The 17413-nt window shown below is 70.4% G+C and carries 9 protein-coding genes and 1 tRNA gene; 9 read left to right on the top strand and 1 reads right to left on the bottom strand.

The annotated features are described in order from the left end of the window. The first annotated feature begins 339 nt into the window (after nt 1–339). Nucleotides 340–415, top strand: a tRNA-Thr gene (locus ACFVYK_RS27025). Between the two features lie 55 nt (nt 416–470). On the opposite strand, the gene ACFVYK_RS27030 is transcribed toward ACFVYK_RS27025, so the two are convergent. Continuing rightward, a complete protein-coding gene (locus ACFVYK_RS27030) occupies nt 471–3212 on the bottom strand; it encodes a SpoIIE family protein phosphatase (protein WP_389778465.1) in 2742 nt (913 codons plus the stop codon). Nucleotides 3213–3587: 375 nt separating this feature from the next. Here ACFVYK_RS27030 and ACFVYK_RS27035 point away from each other — a divergent pair, with 375 nt between their 5' ends. The 8 genes from ACFVYK_RS27035 to ACFVYK_RS27070 all read left to right on the top strand — a co-directional run bounded on the left by ACFVYK_RS27035 (nt 3588) and on the right by ACFVYK_RS27070 (nt 17400). After that, complete coding sequence (locus ACFVYK_RS27035) at nt 3588–9050, top strand: HAMP domain-containing protein (RefSeq protein ID WP_389778467.1); 5463 nt, start codon at nt 3588–3590, stop codon at nt 9048–9050. Nucleotides 9051–9324: 274 nt separating this feature from the next. Next, nucleotides 9325–10011: a two-component system response regulator gene (locus tag ACFVYK_RS27040; protein ID WP_389778469.1), complete on the top strand. Its 687-nt coding sequence runs from the start codon at nt 9325–9327 to the stop codon at nt 10009–10011. A gap of 161 nt (nt 10012–10172) precedes the next feature. After that, nucleotides 10173–12911 (top strand): DNA translocase FtsK, encoded by a 2739-nt coding sequence (locus ACFVYK_RS27045; protein WP_389778471.1) that lies wholly within the window; start codon nt 10173–10175, stop codon nt 12909–12911. 256 nt (nt 12912–13167) lie between these two features. After that, on the top strand, nt 13168–14007 hold the full coding sequence (locus tag ACFVYK_RS27050) for a helix-turn-helix domain-containing protein (RefSeq protein WP_389778473.1): 840 nt from the start codon (nt 13168–13170) through the stop codon (nt 14005–14007). Between the two features lie 88 nt (nt 14008–14095). Continuing rightward, a complete protein-coding gene (gene rimO, locus ACFVYK_RS27055) occupies nt 14096–15565 on the top strand; it encodes a 30S ribosomal protein S12 methylthiotransferase RimO (RefSeq protein WP_389778474.1) in 1470 nt (489 codons plus the stop codon). Continuing rightward, the gene (gene pgsA, locus ACFVYK_RS27060) at nt 15562–16368 is read left to right on the top strand and encodes a CDP-diacylglycerol--glycerol-3-phosphate 3-phosphatidyltransferase (protein ID WP_389778476.1); all 807 of its coding nucleotides are present in this window, start codon (nt 15562–15564) and stop codon (nt 16366–16368) included. Before rimO ends, pgsA begins: the two co-directional genes overlap by 4 nt. After that, entirely contained in the window at nt 16365–16910 is a 546-nt protein-coding gene (locus ACFVYK_RS27065; protein ID WP_389778477.1) for a CinA family protein, read from the top strand. Before pgsA ends, ACFVYK_RS27065 begins: the two co-directional genes overlap by 4 nt. 109 nt (nt 16911–17019) lie before the next feature. Next, on the top strand, nt 17020–17400 hold the full coding sequence (locus ACFVYK_RS27070) for a helix-turn-helix domain-containing protein (protein WP_190150275.1): 381 nt from the start codon (nt 17020–17022) through the stop codon (nt 17398–17400). Nucleotides 17401–17413: the final 13 nt, after the last annotated feature.

Raw genomic sequence — 17413 nt, forward strand, 5'->3', positions numbered from 1 at the left:
GCGCCGATGGTACTGCAGGGGGGACCCTGTGGGAGAGTAGGACACCGCCGAACAATCATTCAAAAGGGTTGGGATCCGAACTTCGGTTCGGATCCCAACCCTTTTTTGTTGTGCGCCGGTTGGAGCTCATGTTCCGCGCCGGCGTCCCTGGCGATCGCCGGCGCAGTCGGCCTGGCCGCGCCGAGGCGGGCGCAACTGCGGGTGTCCAGGCCGCTGTCGCCGTCCCGAAAGGCGCTCTACCGACTGCTCCGGGCCGCCTCCTGAACGAGTTTGAGAACACGGGCTTGTTCGGGGTATGCTCTATTCCGTTGCCGCGAGGGAAACCTCGAAAAGTGACCAGCCCCCTTAGCTCAGTCGGCAGAGCGTCTCCATGGTAAGGAGAAGGTCAACGGTTCGATTCCGTTAGGGGGCTCCACGAAAAAAGCCTCCGCCCGTTCGGGCGGGGGCTTTTCTCATGTCCGGCGGTCTTCTCAGGCCACGCGCATCGCCAGGATCGCCATGTCGTCGGAAGGGGCGTCGGACGCGAAGCGCTCCACGGCGCGCATGATGCGGGCGGCGACCGCGCCGGCCGTGAGGCCCGTGCAGGTCGTGAGGACGTCGGCGAGACCGTCGTCGCCCAGCATGCGGGTGCCCTCGCGGCGCTCGGTGACGCCGTCCGTGACGCAGAGCAGGACGTCGCCCGGGTCGAGGGTGACCGTCTGCTCGTAGAGCTCCAGGTCCTCCATGACGCCCAGCAGCGGCTGGGGTTCGGCGGCCGGCTCGACCGTGCCGTCCTGGCGGAGGCGCAGGGGGAGCGGGTGGCCCGCGCAGACCAACTTCAGTTCCGCGCTGCCGTCCTCCTGTGGGCGCATCTCGCCGTACAGGAGGGTGAGGAAGCGGCTGCGCGCTCCCTCGTCGAGGATGGCGGAGTTCAGGCGCTCCAGGACGGCCGGACCGCTCAGGCCTTCCCGGGCCAGGAGTCTGAGCGCGTGCCGGGCCAGGCCCGTCACCGCGGCGGCGTTCGGGCCCGTGCCGCAGACGTCGCCGATGGCGAAGCCGTACGCGCCGTCGCTGATCGGGAAGACGTCGTAGAAGTCGCCGCCGACCTCGTTGCCCTCGCCGGCCGCGCGGTAGATGACCTCCACCTCGACGCCGTCGATCGAGGGGAGTTCCGGGGGCAGCAGGCTGCGCTGGAGGGCCTGGCTGATGGCCGTGCGCTCGGAGTAGAGACGGGCGTTGTCGAGAGCGAGGGCCGCTCTGCGGCTCAGGTCCTCGGCCAGTTCGAGGATCTCCTGGCGGAAGTGTTCGTCCGTGGGTTTGCCGAGGGTCAGCATGCCGATCACGCGGTTGCGGGCGACCAGCGGGAGGACCACGGTCTCGCCGCCGACGGCGGAGGCTGTGGCGAGTGTGGGGCCGATGCCCGAGGCGATCTGGTGGGTGGGGCCGCCGGTCAGTCCGAGGCTGCGCATGGAGCTGCGCAGGGCCGCGTCGTGCGCGGCCTCGGCGGGGGCCGCCCAGACGCGGGCGCCGGGGGTGGGGACCGGGTCCGGCGGTGCGATCTTCGAGAGCAACGACTTGATGCCGTCGATGAGTTCCTCGTCCTCGTGCAGGACGTACGACAGGTAGGGGTCGGAGGCCTGGTCGGCGATCGTGTAGACCGCGCACCAGGTGGCCAGTGTCGGCACCGTCATCTGCGCCATCAGGGCCAGGGTCTGGTCGCGGTCCAGGGTGCCCGCGAGGAGGTCGGAGGCCTCGACGAGGAAGCTCAGGGAGCCGCGGCGCAGGCGTTCCAGCTCGCCCAGGCGGGCGGACTCCACGGCCAGGGCGATGCGGTCGGCCGCGAACTGCAGGCGCAGGGCCTCCTCGTTGGAGTATCGGCCCGCCGCTTCGGCGGCCACGCCGAGGGAGCCCGTGAGGCGGCCTTCGACCTTCAGCGGGACCGTGACGACCGAGCGCATGCCCGTGCCGCTCAGCAGGGGGACGGCGCCGGGTACGGCCAGGAGGTCCTCGTGGACGGCCGGCATGCGGGCCGAGCCGTAGCGGCCGGGGCCCGCCTCGACGGGCACGCGCGCGAAGCGCTGGCGGGCCGAGGGCAGACCGGTGGAGGCGCGGACCTCGAGCTCCGTCTCGTCGTCGGTGGCCAGGAGGAGGAAGGCCGAGTCGGCGTCGAGCATGTCGCGGGCGCGTTCCACGGTGCGCTGGAGGAGGCCGTCGAGGTCGTCCGGCGCGGGGGAGCCGATGAACACCTCGAAGGGGTCCGTGCTCTGGCCGTCGGAGCCCGTGCCCGTGTCGGTGGCCGGGACCCGGGACGGCGTCTGCAGGACCGCGCGTTCGTGGTCGCGGACGAGCAGGCAGACGGTGGAGGGCTCGCCGTCGGTGTCGCGGACGCGGAGGTGGGAGGCGTAGACGGGGATGACGCGGCCGTCGGCGCCGCGGATGCCGTAGCTGCCCTCCCAGCGGGAGAGCTGGAGGGCCTCCACGATGCCGGTGCTGGTGCCGGGGGTGTGCGGCCAGGCCGCGAGATCGGTGAGGGGCTTGCCGGTGACCTGGTCGGCGGAGTAGCCGAAGAGCTCCTCCGCGTCCTCGTTCCAGGCGGAGATGGCGCCCGTGCGGTCGATCTGGACGACCGCGACGCGGACCCGGCTGTCGGCGAGCGGGAGGAGGTCGGCCGGGAGGGAGGGGCCGGCCGTTCGGGTGCCCACGGGGCGGTCGGGGAGGTCGAGTTGGAACCAGACCTGTTTATGGGTGGGGGTGTACTCGACGCCCCAGCGGCCGGCGATGGCGGCGCACAGCTGGAGTCCACGGCCGCCTTCGCGGTCGGGGCTGCCCATGGTGGCGAGGGAGCCCTGGAGCGGGATCTCGCGTTCGGGATACCGGTCGGCCACCTCGATGCGGACGCCGTCGTCGCTGCGCAGGCACAGGACGTCGGCGTGGGTGCCGGCGTGGACGACCGCGTTGGTCACCAGCTCACTGGTGAGGACGACGGCGTCGTCGATGATGTCGGCGAAACCCCAGCCCTGGAGGGTGTCGCGGACGAAGGACCGGGCGGTCGCCACCGATCGCCCGACGGGCTCGAAGCTGGCGGCCGCGCGCGCGGTGATCACAGAACTCCTCGGCCGGTTGTCTGCGGACAGGGCCCCCTGACCGGCCAGGTCGCGCCGCTGCCGGGGCGGGCGCGCGCCTGTGGGCCGGGGGTCCGGGGTCTGTCCCCCCGGGATCAGTCCGGTGGTCATGTGTGCGGCCGCCCCTCCGATGCCCGCTCGTGTTCGTGCCACCGCCCAGACCGGTCGGACCGGTGTGGCTGGACAGCCGCATGCAAGGTTACTTACCTTCCGGGGCCGGGCGGATGCCGGTCGCCGGTGTTTCCGCCCGAGGGTGTGCGGACCGTGTGCGAAGCTGCCGAACTGTTATGGCCTGGTTCGGCAAGGGTGAAACACTGGGCAGGCTTCCTGTGAAGGTCCGGGCAGACGGAGTGTCTTCCGGGCTCAGGGGGCAGCAGCCCTCCGGGCCCGTCCGGTTCCATCGGGCGGATTACCGGTGGGTACGAGCAACGACGACGAGCAGCACCCAGGCACAGCGGTAACGGTCGACCCCTGCGGGAGGGACAAGTGGAGTCTGGCGCAGCGACGCGGGGCACTAAGGCGCGCGCGAAAGGCGGACAGTCTCTGAGCAGGCCACGAACTCCACGCGGTGGCACCACTGTCGTGGACACGGCAGCTTTGGACCGGTTGCTGGTGGCCTTGGTGTCCATGCGGGACGGGAATTTCCGCAAGCGGCTCACGGTCTCGGGCGACGGCGTGATGTCCGAGATCGCTGCCGTCTTCAACGAGGTGGCGGACCGCAACCTGCATCTCACGGGTGAACTGTCCCGTGTGCGGCGCATGGTGGGGCGTGAGGGGAAGCTCACCGAGCGGCTGGAGACGGGGGCCTGCGAGGGATCCTGGGCGACCGCCGTCGACAACTCGAACGCGCTGGTCGACGACCTCGTGCGCCCGGTCTCCGAGGTCGGACGGGTGCTGTCGGCGGTCGCCGAGGGTGATCTGTCACCGCGGATGGAGCTGCGGACGCACACACCGGAGGGGACCGGGCATCCGCTGCGCGGCGAGTTCCTGAAGGTCGGGCGGACGGTCAACAACCTGGTCGACCAGTTGTCGACGTTCACCGACGAGGTCACGCGGGTGGCCAGTGAGGTGGGCACCGAGGGCAAGCTGGGCGGTCAGGCCCAGGTGCGCGGTATGTCGGGGTCGTGGAAGGACCTCACGGAGTCCGTCAACACGATGGCCTACCGGCTGACGGCGCAGGTGCGGGACATCGCGCTGGTGACGACGGCCGTGGCCAAGGGTGATCTGTCGCGGAAGGTGACGGTTCACGTCGAGGGCGAGATGCTCGAGCTGAAGAACACCGTCAACACGATGGTGGACCAGCTCTCCGCGTTCTCCTCCGAGGTGACCCGGGTGGCCCGCGAGGTGGGCACCGAGGGCATCCTCGGCGGCCAGGCGCAGGTGTCAGGTGTGGACGGCGTGTGGAAGGAGCTCACCGATTCGGTGAACACCATGGCCGGGAACCTGACGGCCCAGGTGCGCGGGATCGCGGAGGTGACGACGGCGGTCGCCAACGGCGATCTGTCGCAGAAGGTGACGGTGTCGGCGCGCGGTGAGGTCGCCCAGCTCGCGGACACGATCAACCAGATGACCGAGACGCTGCGGACCTTCGCGGACGAGGTCACGCGCGTGGCCAACGAGGTGGGGGCCGCGGGACAGCTGGGCGGCCAGGCGAACGTGCCGGGCGCGGCCGGCACCTGGAAGGACCTGACGGACTCCGTCAACACCGTGTTCCGCAATCTGACCACGCAGGTGCGGGACATCGCGGCGGTGACGACGGCGGTGGCCAGCGGTGATCTGTCGCAGAAGGTCACGGTGGACGTGGCCGGCGAGATGCTGGAACTGAAGAACACCGTCAACGGCATGGTCGACCAGTTGTCGGCCTTCGGCGCCGAGGTGACGCGGGTGGCGCGGGAGATCGGGGTCGAGGGCGAGCTGGGCGGTCAGGCCCAGGTGTCGGGCGCGGCCGGCACCTGGAAGGACCTGACGGACTCCGTCAACACGGCGTTCAGGAATCTCACCGGACAGGTGAGGAACATCGCGCAGGTCACCACGGCGGTGGCCAACGGGGACCTGTCGCAGAAGGTCACCGTGGACGTCTCCGGTGAGATGGCGCAGCTGAAGAACACCGTGAACACGATGGTGGACCAGCTGTCGTCGTTCGCCGACCAGGTGACGCGGATGGCCCGGGACGTGGGCACCGAGGGCCGGCTGGGCGGCCAGGCGCGGGTGGACGGCGTCTCCGGCACCTGGAAGGAGCTCACCGACTCCGTCAACTCGATGGCCGGGAACCTGACCTCGCAGGTGCGCAACATCGCTCAGGTGACGACGGCGGTGGCCCGGGGCGACCTGTCGCAGAAGATCGACGTGGACGCGCGCGGGGAGATCCTCGAGCTGAAGAACACCATCAACACGATGGTCGACCAGCTCTCCGCGTTCGCCGACCAGGTGACCCGGGTCGCGCGCGACGTGGGCACCGAGGGACGGCTGGGCGGGCAGGCCCAGGTGCCCGGGGTGGCCGGCGTGTGGCGCGACCTGACGGACTCGGTGAACGGCATGGCCGGCAACCTCACCGCCCAGGTGCGCAACATCGCCCAGGTCGCCACCGCCGTGGCGCGCGGTGATCTCTCGCAGAAGATCACCGTGGACGCGCGCGGGGAGATCCTGGAGCTGAAGAACACCCTGAACACGATGGTCGACCAGCTGTCGTCGTTCGCCCAGGAGGTCACTCGGGTGGCCCGGGAGGTCGGTACGGAGGGGCAGCTCGGCGGACAGGCCGAGGTGCAGGGCGTCTCCGGCACCTGGAAGGACCTCACGCAGTCCGTCAACTTCATGGCGAACAACCTGACCATCCAGGTGCGCCAGATCGCCGAGGTGACGACCGCGGTCGCCAAGGGCGATCTGTCGAAGAAGATCACCGTCGACGCCAAGGGCGAGATCCTGGAGCTCGTCACCACCGTGAACACGATGGTCGACCAGCTGTCGTCGTTCGCCGAGCAGGTGACCCGGGTGGCCCGTGAGGTGGGCACCGAGGGCATCCTGGGCGGTCAGGCGCACGTGCCGGGCGTCACGGGCATCTGGAAGGACCTCAGCGGCAACGTCAACCTGATGGCCAAGAACCTGACCATGCAGGTGCGCAACATCTCCCAGGTCGCTGCGGCCGTCGCCAACGGCGACCTGACGCGGCAGGTGACGATCGAGGCGCGCGGCGAGGTCCAGCAGCTCGCCGACACCTTCAACACCATGGTGAAGACGCTGTCCTCGTTCGCCGAGCAGGTCACCAAGGTGGCCCGTGAGGTGGGCACGGACGGGATCCTGGGCGGTCAGGCGCATGTGCCGGGTGTGGCGGGCACGTGGAAGGACCTCACCGACTCGGTGAACGGCATGGCGTCCAACCTGACCGGTCAGGTGCGCAACATCGCGATGGTGACGACGGCCATCGCCAAGGGCGACCTGACCAAGAAGATCGACATCGACGCGCGCGGGGAGATCCTCGAGCTGAAGACGACCATCAACACGATGGTCGACCAGCTGTCGTCGTTCGCCGAGGAGGTCACCCGGGTCGCCCGCGAGGTGGGCACCGAGGGGCAGCTGGGCGGTCAGGCACGCGTGCGTGACGTGGACGGCACCTGGCGCGATCTGACGGAGTCCGTGAACGAGATGGCCGGGAACCTGACCCGGCAGGTGCGGGCGATCGCGCGGGTGGCTACCGCGGTGACCCGCGGCGACCTGAACCTGAAGATCGACGTGGACGCGTCCGGGGAGATCCAGGAGCTCCAGGACTACATCAACAAGATGATCGCCAACCTGCGCGACACCACGATCGCCAACAAGGAGCAGGACTGGCTCAAGGGCAACCTCGCGCGCGTGTCCGCACTGATGCAGGGCCGGCGTGACCTTCAGGACGTCGCGTCGCTGATCATGAGTGAGCTGCCGCCGCTGGTGGCCGCGCAGCACGGCGCGTTCTTCCTGGCGATGCCGCCGGCCGACGGTGACGCGGACCTGTACGAGCTGCGGATGCTGGGCTCGTACGGCTACTCGATGGGATCCATGCCGTCGTCGTTCCGGCCGGGCGAGGCGCTGGTGGGGACGGCCGCCGAGGAGAAGCGCACGATCCTCGTCGCGAACGCGCCGAGCGGCTACCTGAAGATCTCCTCGGGGCTCGGCGAGGCGCCGCCCGCGCAGGTGATCGTGTTGCCGGTGCTGTTCGAGGGCCAGGTGCTCGGGGTGATCGAGCTGGCGTCGTTCACGCCGTTCACCCAGATCCAGAAGGACTTCCTCAACCAGCTGGCCGAGATGATCGCGACCAGCGTCAACACCATCTCCGTGAACACCAAGACGGAGCAGCTGCTGAAGCAGTCGCAGGAGCTGACCGAGCAACTGCGGGAGCGTTCAGCCGAGTTGGAGCAGCGGCAGAAGGCCCTGCAGGCGTCCAACGCCGAACTGGAGGAGAAGGCCGAGCTGCTGGCCCAGCAGAACCGCGACATCGAGGTGAAGAACACCGAGATCGAGGAGGCGCGGCAGGTCCTGGAGGAGCGTGCCGAGCAGCTCGCGGTGTCGATGCGCTACAAGAGCGAGTTCCTCGCCAACATGTCGCACGAGCTGCGCACTCCGCTCAACTCGCTGCTGATCCTGGCGAAGCTGCTCGCCGACAACGCGGAGGGCAACCTCTCGCCCAAGCAGGTCGAGTTCGCCGAGACGATCCACGGGGCCGGTTCCGACCTGCTCCAGCTGATCAACGACATTTTGGACCTGTCGAAGGTCGAGGCGGGCAAGATGGACGTCTCGCCGACGCGCATCGCGCTCGTCCAGCTGGTCGACTACGTGGAGGCCACCTTCCGTCCGCTGACCGCGGAGAAGGGCCTGGACCTGTCCGTGCGGGTGTCGCCGGAGCTGCCGGCCACGCTGCACACGGACGAGCAGCGGCTGCTGCAAGTGCTGCGCAACCTGTTGTCCAACGCCGTGAAGTTCACCGACTCCGGGTCGGTCGAGCTGGTGATCCGCCCGGCGGGCGCGGAGGTGCCGGTGGCGATCCGGGAGCAGTTGCTGGAGGCCGGTTCGCTGACCGACGCGGACGCGCCGCTGATCGCCTTCTCGGTGACCGACACCGGCATCGGGATCGCGGCCAGCAAGATGCGGGTGATCTTCGAGGCGTTCAAGCAGGCGGACGGCACCACCAGCCGCAAGTACGGCGGCACCGGCCTCGGGCTGTCGATCTCGCGGGAGATCGCGCAGCTGCTGGGAGGCGAGATCCACGCGCAGAGCGAGCCGGGGCGCGGCTCCACCTTCACGCTGTACCTGCCGCTGCACCCGAGCGAGCTGCCGCCGCAGGGCTACCAGCAGGTGGTGCCCGCCCTGGAGGCCGGCGACCTGGTGGCCTCGGAGAACGGGGCGGCGCAGTCGTCCGAGCTGTCCCCGGCGGAGATCCGGACGCCGGCCGAGGTGCGGTCGTACCAGGACGCGCAGAACGGTCCGGCGGCGCTGTTCAGGCGACGGCGGCGGCTGGTGAGCGGCGGCGAGCAGGTCGGCCGGCCCGACCAGTGGCCGGCCCGCAACCAGCAGGCGGAGGCGCAGGCACGCGCGGGCATCAAGTTCGGCGGCGAGAAGGTGCTCATCGTCGACGACGACATCCGCAACGTGTTCGCGCTGACCAGCGTCCTGGAACAGCACGGTCTGTCGGTGCTGTACGCGGAGAACGGCCGGGAGGGCATCGAGGTCCTGGAGCAGCACGACGACGTGGCGGTCGTCCTGATGGACATCATGATGCCGGAGATGGACGGCTACGCGACGACGACGGCGATCCGGCGGATGCCGCAGTTCTCCGGGCTGCCGATCATCGCGCTGACCGCGAAGGCGATGAAGGGCGACCGGGAGAAGGCGATCGAGTCGGGCGCCTCCGACTATGTGACGAAGCCGGTCGACCCGGATCACCTGCTGTCGGTGATGCAGCAGTGGATGAGGGACGCGTGAGGCGTCCTCTGGCGGGAACCCTTGGCGTGACGGGAACCTTCCGAGGATGCCGGGAGTTGCTGACGCAGGGTGGCCGTCACCGTGTGGCGAGGCGGGATGCGGGGAACCTTCTGGTCTCCTGCTGCGTTCCTGCTACGTGCACAGTGACATCACGGTGACAGGGTGTGGCGACGGTCGGGGTGCGGCTACGATGACCGGCACAAGGAAGGGCGGCGCAAAGGAGTCGTCCCCAGGGGCGGCGCCCGGTGCACTGCCGGGGCGAGGAGGGCGGGCCATGGTGCAGAAGGCCAAGATCCTCCTGGTCGATGACCGGCCGGAGAATCTGCTGGCGCTGGAGGCGATCCTCTCTGCGCTCGATCAGACGCTGGTGAGGGCATCGTCCGGGGAAGAGGCGCTCAAAGCACTGCTGACGGACGACTTCGCGGTCATCCTGCTGGACGTCCAGATGCCGGGGATGGACGGCTTCGAGACGGCCGCGCACATCAAGCGGCGGGAGCGGACCCGGGACATCCCGATCATCTTCCTCACCGCGATCAACCACGGGCCGCACCACACCTTCCGCGGGTACGCGGCGGGCGCGGTGGACTACATCTCCAAGCCGTTCGACCCGTGGGTGCTGCGCGCGAAGGTCTCGGTGTTCGTCGAGCTGTACATGAAGAACTGCCAGCTGCGCGAGCAGGCGGCGCTGCTGCGGCTGCAGTTGGAGGGCGGCGGCGGCAAGGCCGCCGCCGGCGGGGCCAAGGAGCCGGCCGGGCTGCTCGCGGAGCTCTCCGCACGGCTCGCGGCCGTCGAGGAACAGGCGGAGGCCCTGTCCAAGCAACTGGACGACGAGTCGGCGGACGCGGCGGCGGTGGCAACGGCGGCTCACCTGGAGCGCAAACTCACCGGTCTGCGCCGGGCGCTGGACGCCCTGGAACCGGGCACCGGCGGAGGTCCGGCCTCGGTGCCCTCGCCGAACTGATCGGAACTGACGCGTACGACGCACGCAGTTGTGCGTGAAGGCGCGTCAGTTCCCTCTCCCCGCGCGGCGGGCGTCAGTTCCGCGCCCCGGAGCGTGCGACACGAACGGGTGAAGCAGTGGGCACACGTGTCCCTTGTGGTCTTCACCGGTAACCTCACACCATGGCCTCACGTCCCTCCGCAGCCAAGAAGCCGCCCGCCAGGAAGGCGGCCGCTCCGGCGAGGGCTCCGGCGAAGAAGGCCGCCGCGAAGAAGATCCCGGCGAAGAAGGCGCCCGCCAGGAAAGCCGCGGCCAGAAGACCCCCGCCCGCGCCGGCTCCCAGCCCCACCGGGGGCGTCTACCGGCTCGTACGCGCCATCTGGCTCGGTCTCGCGCACGCCGTCGGCGCCGTGTTCCGCGGTATAGGGAACGGCGCGAAGAACCTGGACCCGGCCCACCGCAAGGACGGCGTCGCGCTGCTGTTGTTCGGCGTCGCGCTGATCGTCGCCGCGGGCACCTGGGCCGACCTGCGCGGTCCCGTGGGCGACCTCGTCGAGATCCTCGTGACCGGCGCCTTCGGCCGGCTCGACCTGCTCGTGCCGATCCTGTTCGCGGTCGTCGCCGTGCGCTTCATCCGTCACCCCGAGAAGCCCGAGGCCAACGGCCGCATCGTGATCGGGCTGTCGGCGCTCGTCATCGGCGTGCTCGGACAGGTCCACATCGCCTGCGGCGCGCCCGCCCGCAGCGCCGGCATGCAGGCCATAAGGGACGCCGGCGGCCTCATCGGCTGGGGTGCGGCCACCCCGCTCACGTACACGATGGGCGAGGTCCTCGCCGTGCCGATGCTGGTGCTGCTGACGATCTTCGGGCTGCTGGTCGTCACGGCCACCCCGGTCAACGCCGTCCCGCAGCGACTGCGGCAGCTCGGGGTGCGCCTCGGCGTGCTGCGCGACCCGGCCGAGGACGAGTACGACGAGTACGACGAGTACAGCGACGACGCCCGCTACGACGAGCAGTGGCGCGAGGCGCTGCCCGCGCGCCCTCGACGGCGTGGCGCCTCCGGCCCGTACGACCCCGACAGCGCCGAGCAGGAGGCGCTGCCCCGGCGACGCGGCCGCCCCCGGCGCTCCGCCGTGCCCCAGCCGGCCATGGACCGGCAGATGGACGCGGTGGACATCGCCGCGGCCGCGGCGGCCGACCTCGACGGCGCCGTCCTGCACGGCATGCCGCCCTCGCGGATCGTCGCCGACCTCACCCAGGGCGTGAGCGCGGGCGAAGGGGAGCCGACCACGCCGACCCCCGTGCCGACGCCCGTCCCGGCGCCGGCCCCCCGCCCCCGGCAGGAGAAGCTCAAGACCGGGGGGGCGGTACCGGATCTGACCAAGGCGGCCCCCGAGACGCCGCGCGAGATGCCGGCACGCGCCGAGCAGCTCCAGCTGTCCGGCGACATCACCTACGCGCTGCCCTCGCTCGACCTCCTGGAGCGCGGCGGCCCCGGCAAGGCGCGCAGCGCCGCCAACGACGCCGTCGTCGCCTCCCTGACGAACGTCTTCACCGAGTTCAAGGTGGACGCCGCCGTCACCGGCTTCACCCGCGGACCGACGGTCACGCGCTACGAGATCGAGCTCGGACCGGCCGTCAAGGTCGAGCGGATCACCGCGCTGGCGAAGAACATCGCGTACGCGGTGGCCAGCCCCGACGTGCGGATCATCAGTCCGATCCCGGGCAAGTCCGCGGTCGGCATCGAGATCCCCAACACCGACCGGGAGATGGTCAACCTCGGCGACGTGCTGCGGCTGGCCGAGTCCGCCGAGGACGACGACCCGATGCTGGTCGCCTTCGGCAAGGACGTCGAGGGCGGCTACGTCATGCACTCGCTGGCGAAGATGCCGCACATACTGGTCGCCGGCGCCACCGGATCGGGCAAGTCGTCCTGCATCAACTGCCTGATCACCTCGGTCATGATCCGGGCGACGCCCGAGGACGTCCGGATGATCCTCGTCGACCCCAAACGCGTCGAGCTGACCGCCTACGAGGGCATCCCGCACCTGATCACGCCGATCATCACCAACCCCAAGCGGGCCGCCGAGGCGCTCCAGTGGGTCGTCCGCGAGATGGACCTGCGCTACGACGACCTCGCCGCCTACGGCTACCGGCACATCGACGACTTCAACCGCGCGGTGCGCGAGGGCACCGTCAAGCCGCCCGAGGGCAGCGAGCGCGAGCTCCAGCCGTATCCGTACCTACTGGTGATCGTCGACGAGCTCGCCGACCTGATGATGGTCGCGCCGCGGGACGTGGAGGACTCCATCGTGCGCATCACGCAGCTCGCGCGCGCGGCCGGCATCCACCTGGTGCTCGCCACCCAGCGGCCCTCGGTCGACGTCGTCACCGGTCTGATCAAGGCGAACGTGCCCTCGCGGCTCGCCTTCGCCACCTCCTCGCTCGCCGACTCGCGCGTCATCCTCGACCAGCCGGGCGCCGAGAAGCTGATCGGCAAGGGCGACGGGCTGTTCCTGCCGATGGGCGCCAACAAGCCCACCCGTATGCAGGGCGCCTTCGTGACCGAGGCCGAGGTCGCGGCGGTCGTCCAGCACTGCAAGGACCAGATGGCGCCCGTCTTCCGCGACGACGTCACCGTCGGCGCCAAGCAGAAGAAGGAGATCGACGAGGACATCGGCGACGACCTCGACCTGCTGTGCCAGGCGGCCGAGCTGGTCGTCTCCACCCAGTTCGGGTCGACGTCCATGCTCCAGCGCAAGCTGCGCGTGGGCTTCGCCAAGGCCGGCCGGCTGATGGACCTCATGGAGTCGCGGAACATCGTCGGCCCCAGCGAGGGCTCCAAGGCGCGTGACGTTCTCGTGAAACCGGACGAGTTGGACGGCGTTCTCGCCGTGATCCGGGGGCAGTCTGAGGGGTAGACGTCGGTCGAGGGGAGAGGGCGCCGGCCGTGACTCACCCGTTAGAGAGCAGTGGGCAACCGTTTCCCTTCGGCGTACGTCCAGTTGAGCGAGAGGACAGGTGCGGCTCCCCGTCGGGGCCGCAACCGGCCCGTCATCGGTGTGACCGGCCATACCGATGGCGTACAAAGTCGTACCGCCCGCTTGCCCCTCCCTTCGGCACCCCCCCTAGACTGAACCCCCAGCACAGGTGGCTACACGCTCGAAAGGCGCCCCCGTGTCCCTCGGCAACTCCCCTGAAGACGAGCGTCCGTTCGAAGACCCGTCCGAGGAAGCCCCCGTCTCCATCGGCCGCGCCCTGCGGCAGGCGCGCATCGAGGCAGGGCTGACGGTCGACGACGTCAGCACCGCCACCCGGGTCCGTATCGCCATCGTCCACGCCATCGAGGCGGACGACTTCGCCCCCTGCGGCGGGGACGTCTACGCGCGCGGGCACATCCGGACGCTGGCCAGGGCCGTGCGTCTCGACGCAGCCCCGCTGATCGAGCGCTACGACGCCACCCACGGCGGCCGTCCCGCGCCGACTCCTGCCGCGCCCCTGTTCGAGGCGGAACGCATCCGCCCCGAGCGGCGCGGGCCGAACTGGACCGCCGCCATGGTCGCCGCGATCGTCGCCGTCGTCGGCTTCGTCGGCTTCACCGCCTTCAAGGGCGGCGACGACGGCGGAGCGGAGGAGCAGGTCGCCGAGGGCGCCACCCCCACGACCGCGAAGACCGCCTCCCCCACGCCGAAGTCCGACAAGCCCGTCGGCCAGAAGCCGGAGCCGTCCGACAGCGCCATCGCCGCGGCCCCCCAGGACAAGGTGACCGTCCAGGTCAGCGCCGCGGACGGCCGCAGCTGGGTCGCCGCCAAGGACCACAACGGCCGGCTGATCTTCGACGGACTGCTCAAGCAGGGCGACTCCCAGACCTTCCAGGACAGCGAGAAGATCAACCTCGTGCTCGGCGACGCCGGCGCGATCGACCTGTTCGTCAACGGCAAGAAGATCAACGACGACTTCCGGCCCGGAGCGGTGGAGCGGCTGACGTACACGAAGGGCGACCCGCAGGCGGGATGAGCCCGGCGCACCCGCGCCCGACGGGGCGGACGAAGATCGTCAACCCCGTCGACGTGGGCTGTCGGTGAGACGAAGTAGTCTTGAGCCCATGCCTGAACGCCGTACCGTCGCACTCGTCACCCTTGGCTGCGCCCGTAACGAGGTGGACTCGGAGGAGCTCGCAGGCCGTTTGGAGGCGGACGGCTGGCAGCTCGTGGAGGACGCCGAGGAAGCGGACGTCGCCGTCGTCAACACCTGTGGCTTCGTCGACGCCGCCAAGAAGGACTCCGTCGACGCCCTGCTGGAGGCCAACGACCTCAAGGGCCACGCCAGAACCCAGGCCGTCGTGGCCGTGGGCTGCATGGCCGAGCGGTACGGCAAGGAACTCGCCGACGCCCTGCCCGAGGCCGACGGCGTGCTCGGCTTCGACGACTACGCCGACATCTCCGACCGCCTCCAGACCATCCTGAACGGCGGCATCCACGCCTCCCACACCCCGCGCGACCGGCGCAAGCTGCTGCCCATCAGCCCGGCCGAGCGCCAGTCGGCGGCCGACGTCGCCCTGCCCGGGCACGGCGCGCCCACGGACCTGCCCGAGGGCCTCGCCCCGCAGTCCGGCCCCCGCGCGCCCCTGCGCCGACGGCTGGACGGCGCCCCGGTGGCCTCCGTCAAGCTCGCCTCCGGCTGCGACCGGCGCTGCTCCTTCTGCGCCATCCCGTCCTTCCGCGGCTCTTTCATCTCGCGCCGCCCCAGCGATGTGCTGAACGAGACGCGCTGGCTCGCCGAGCAGGGCGTGAAGGAGATCATGCTGGTCTCCGAGAACAACACCTCCTACGGCAAGGACCTCGGCGACATCCGTCTGCTGGAGTCGCTGCTGCCCGAGCTCGCCGAGGTCGACGGGCTGGAGCGGGTGCGCGTCAGCTACCTCCAGCCGGCCGAGATGCGGCCCGGCCTCATCGACGTCCTCGCCTCGACGCCGAAGATCGCGCCCTACTTCGACCTGTCCTTCCAGCACTCCGCACCCGGCGTGCTGCGCGCGATGCGCCGCTTCGGCGACACCGACCGCTTCCTGGAACTGCTCGACACCATCCGGAGCAAGGCGCCCCAGGCGGGCGTGCGCTCCAACTTCATCGTGGGCTTCCCCGGCGAGTCCGAGGCCGACCTGGCCGAGCTCGAGCGCTTCCTGAACGGCGCGCGGCTGGACGCCATCGGCGTCTTCGGCTACTCCGACGAGGAGGGCACCGAGGCCGCGACGTACGACGGCAAGCTCGACACGGACGTGGTGGCCGAGCGGCTCGCCCGGGTCTCCCGGCTCGCCGAGGAGCTCGTCTCGCAGCGGGCCGAGGAACGCGTGGGCGAGACCGTGCACATGCTCGTGGAGTCGGTCGACGACGAGGGCGTGTACGGCCGCGGCGCGCACCAGGCGCCGGAGACGGACGGCCAGGTGCTGCTCACATCGGGCGAAGGTCTGAGCGTCGGTCGTATGGTCGAGGCGAAGGTGGTCGGCACGGAAGGCGTCGACCTGGTGGCCGAGCCCCTGCCGGGCTCGTTCGGGTGTAGCGAGGAGGCGGCCAGATGACGGGTGTTCCGGCGTCCGCCGCGGGCGGCTCCCCACAGGCCTCGGCCGCGCAGGCCCCGGCTTCGCAGCCGTCGGCGGCCCAGGCCGCCCAGGCCACGCGGGCGGAGGCGACCGCGGCGGAGCCCGCGGGCACGGCCGTCGTCGCCGAGACCGCCGGTGCGCAGGGGGCAGCCAGGCCGCCGCGGGCGGCGAAGATCGCGGCCGCCGCCGTCAACCAGGCGAGCGTGTGGAACATCGCCAACTTCCTGACGATGCTCCGGCTGATCCTGGTGCCCGGGTTCGTCGCCCTGATGCTCGCCCACGGCGGCTACGACCCGGCGTGGCGCTCGTTCGCCTGGGCCGCCTTCGCCATCGCCATGATCACGGACCTGTTCGACGGGCACCTGGCGCGGACCTACGACCTCGTCACCGACTTCGGGAAGATCGCCGACCCCATCGCCGACAAGGCGATCATGGGAGCGGCGCTGATCTGCCTCTCCTGGCTCGGCGACCTGCCGTGGTGGGTGACGATCGTGATCCTCGGCCGGGAACTCGGGATCACCCTGCTGCGTTTCGTCGTCATCCGGTACGGCGTCATCCCGGCGAGTCGGGGCGGCAAGCTGAAGACGCTCGTCCAGGGCATCGCCGTCGGGATGTACGTCCTGGCGCTGACCGGCTGGCTGGCCACCCTGAGGTTCTGGGTGATGGCCGCGGCGGTCGTCCTGACCGTGGCGACCGGGCTCGACTATGTGAGACAGGCCATCGTGCTGCGCAGGCAGGGAATCGCGGACCGCAGGGCCGCGGCGGAGGAGACCCGAGCGTGAACCCCACGGCCGCCGACGTGGTGCGACTACTCACCGTGAGACACGAGACGCTCGCTGTCGCCGAGTCGCTGACCGGTGGCCTGGTCGCCGCGGAGATCACCTCGGTCCCCGGGGCGTCCAAGGTCTTCCGCGGCTCGGTGACGGCGTACGCCACCGACGTCAAGCATCGGCTGCTCGGTGTCGACGCCGCCCTGCTGGAGGCTCGTGGAGCGGTGGACGCGCAGGTCGCGGCCCAGATGGCGGCCGGAGCCCGTGAGGCGCTCGGGGCCGACTGGGCCGTCGCGACGACCGGCGTCGCCGGCCCGGACCCGCAGGACGGGCAGCCCGTGGGGACGGTCTTCGTGGCGGTACACGGGCCGTCCGGTCCGGATTCCGGTTCTGCCGGCGGCGGAAAAGTGGAGGCCCTGCGGTTGAACGGCGACCGGGCGGAAATTCGTAGAGAGAGTGTACGGAGCGTACTCGCACTGCTCCTGACCGAGCTTGCGGGCGAACAGACCGGGAACGAGCGGGCACAGGATACGGAACAGAACGGGGGGTTTTGATGTTTGCAGCCCTGAGTGAACACGACATCGCTCCCCGCACGGCCGCAGCGCGAGGCGGTACGGTGGGGCGTGAAGGATGCGGCTACGCGGTCCGAGGAGGGAGCCACCGATGATTCTGCTCCGTCGCCTACTGGGTGACGTGCTGCGTCGGCAGCGCCAGCGCCAGGGCCGTACTCTGCGCGAAGTCTCCTCGTCCGCCCGAGTCTCACTCGGCTATCTCTCCGAGGTGGAGCGGGGGCAGAAGGAGGCTTCCTCCGAGCTGCTCTCCGCCATCTGCGACGCGCTGGACGTACGGATGTCCGAGCTCATGCGGGAAGTGAGCGACGAGCTCGCCCTCGCCGAGCTGGCCCAGTCTGCAGCGGCCACCCCCAGCCAGCCTGTGCCCGCGTCGGTTCGCCCGATGCTGGGTTCCGTGTCGGTGACCGGTGTGCCACCGGAACGGGTGACCATCAAGGCGCCCGCCGAGGCGGTCGACGTGGTCGCCGCGTGAGACCCGCCCGCCT

The organism is Streptomyces sp. NPDC058291 (assembly GCF_042880855.1).
Lineage (GTDB): Bacteria > Actinomycetota > Actinomycetes > Streptomycetales > Streptomycetaceae > Streptomyces.

Excerpts from the sequence above, each read along its gene's own strand:
- ACFVYK_RS27030 (WP_389778465.1), bottom strand. The coding sequence starts at position 3,212 with ATGACCACCGGACTGATCCCGGGGGGACAGACCCCGGACCCCCGGCCC.
- ACFVYK_RS27040 (WP_389778469.1), top strand. The coding sequence starts at position 9,325 with ATGGTGCAGAAGGCCAAGATCCTCCTGGTCGATGACCGGCCGGAGAAT.
- ACFVYK_RS27045 (WP_389778471.1), top strand. The coding sequence starts at position 10,173 with ATGGCCTCACGTCCCTCCGCAGCCAAGAAGCCGCCCGCCAGGAAGGCG.
- rimO (WP_389778474.1), top strand. The coding sequence starts at position 14,096 with ATGCCTGAACGCCGTACCGTCGCACTCGTCACCCTTGGCTGCGCCCGT.
- pgsA (WP_389778476.1), top strand. The coding sequence starts at position 15,562 with ATGACGGGTGTTCCGGCGTCCGCCGCGGGCGGCTCCCCACAGGCCTCG.
- ACFVYK_RS27070 (WP_190150275.1), top strand. The coding sequence starts at position 17,020 with ATGATTCTGCTCCGTCGCCTACTGGGTGACGTGCTGCGTCGGCAGCGC.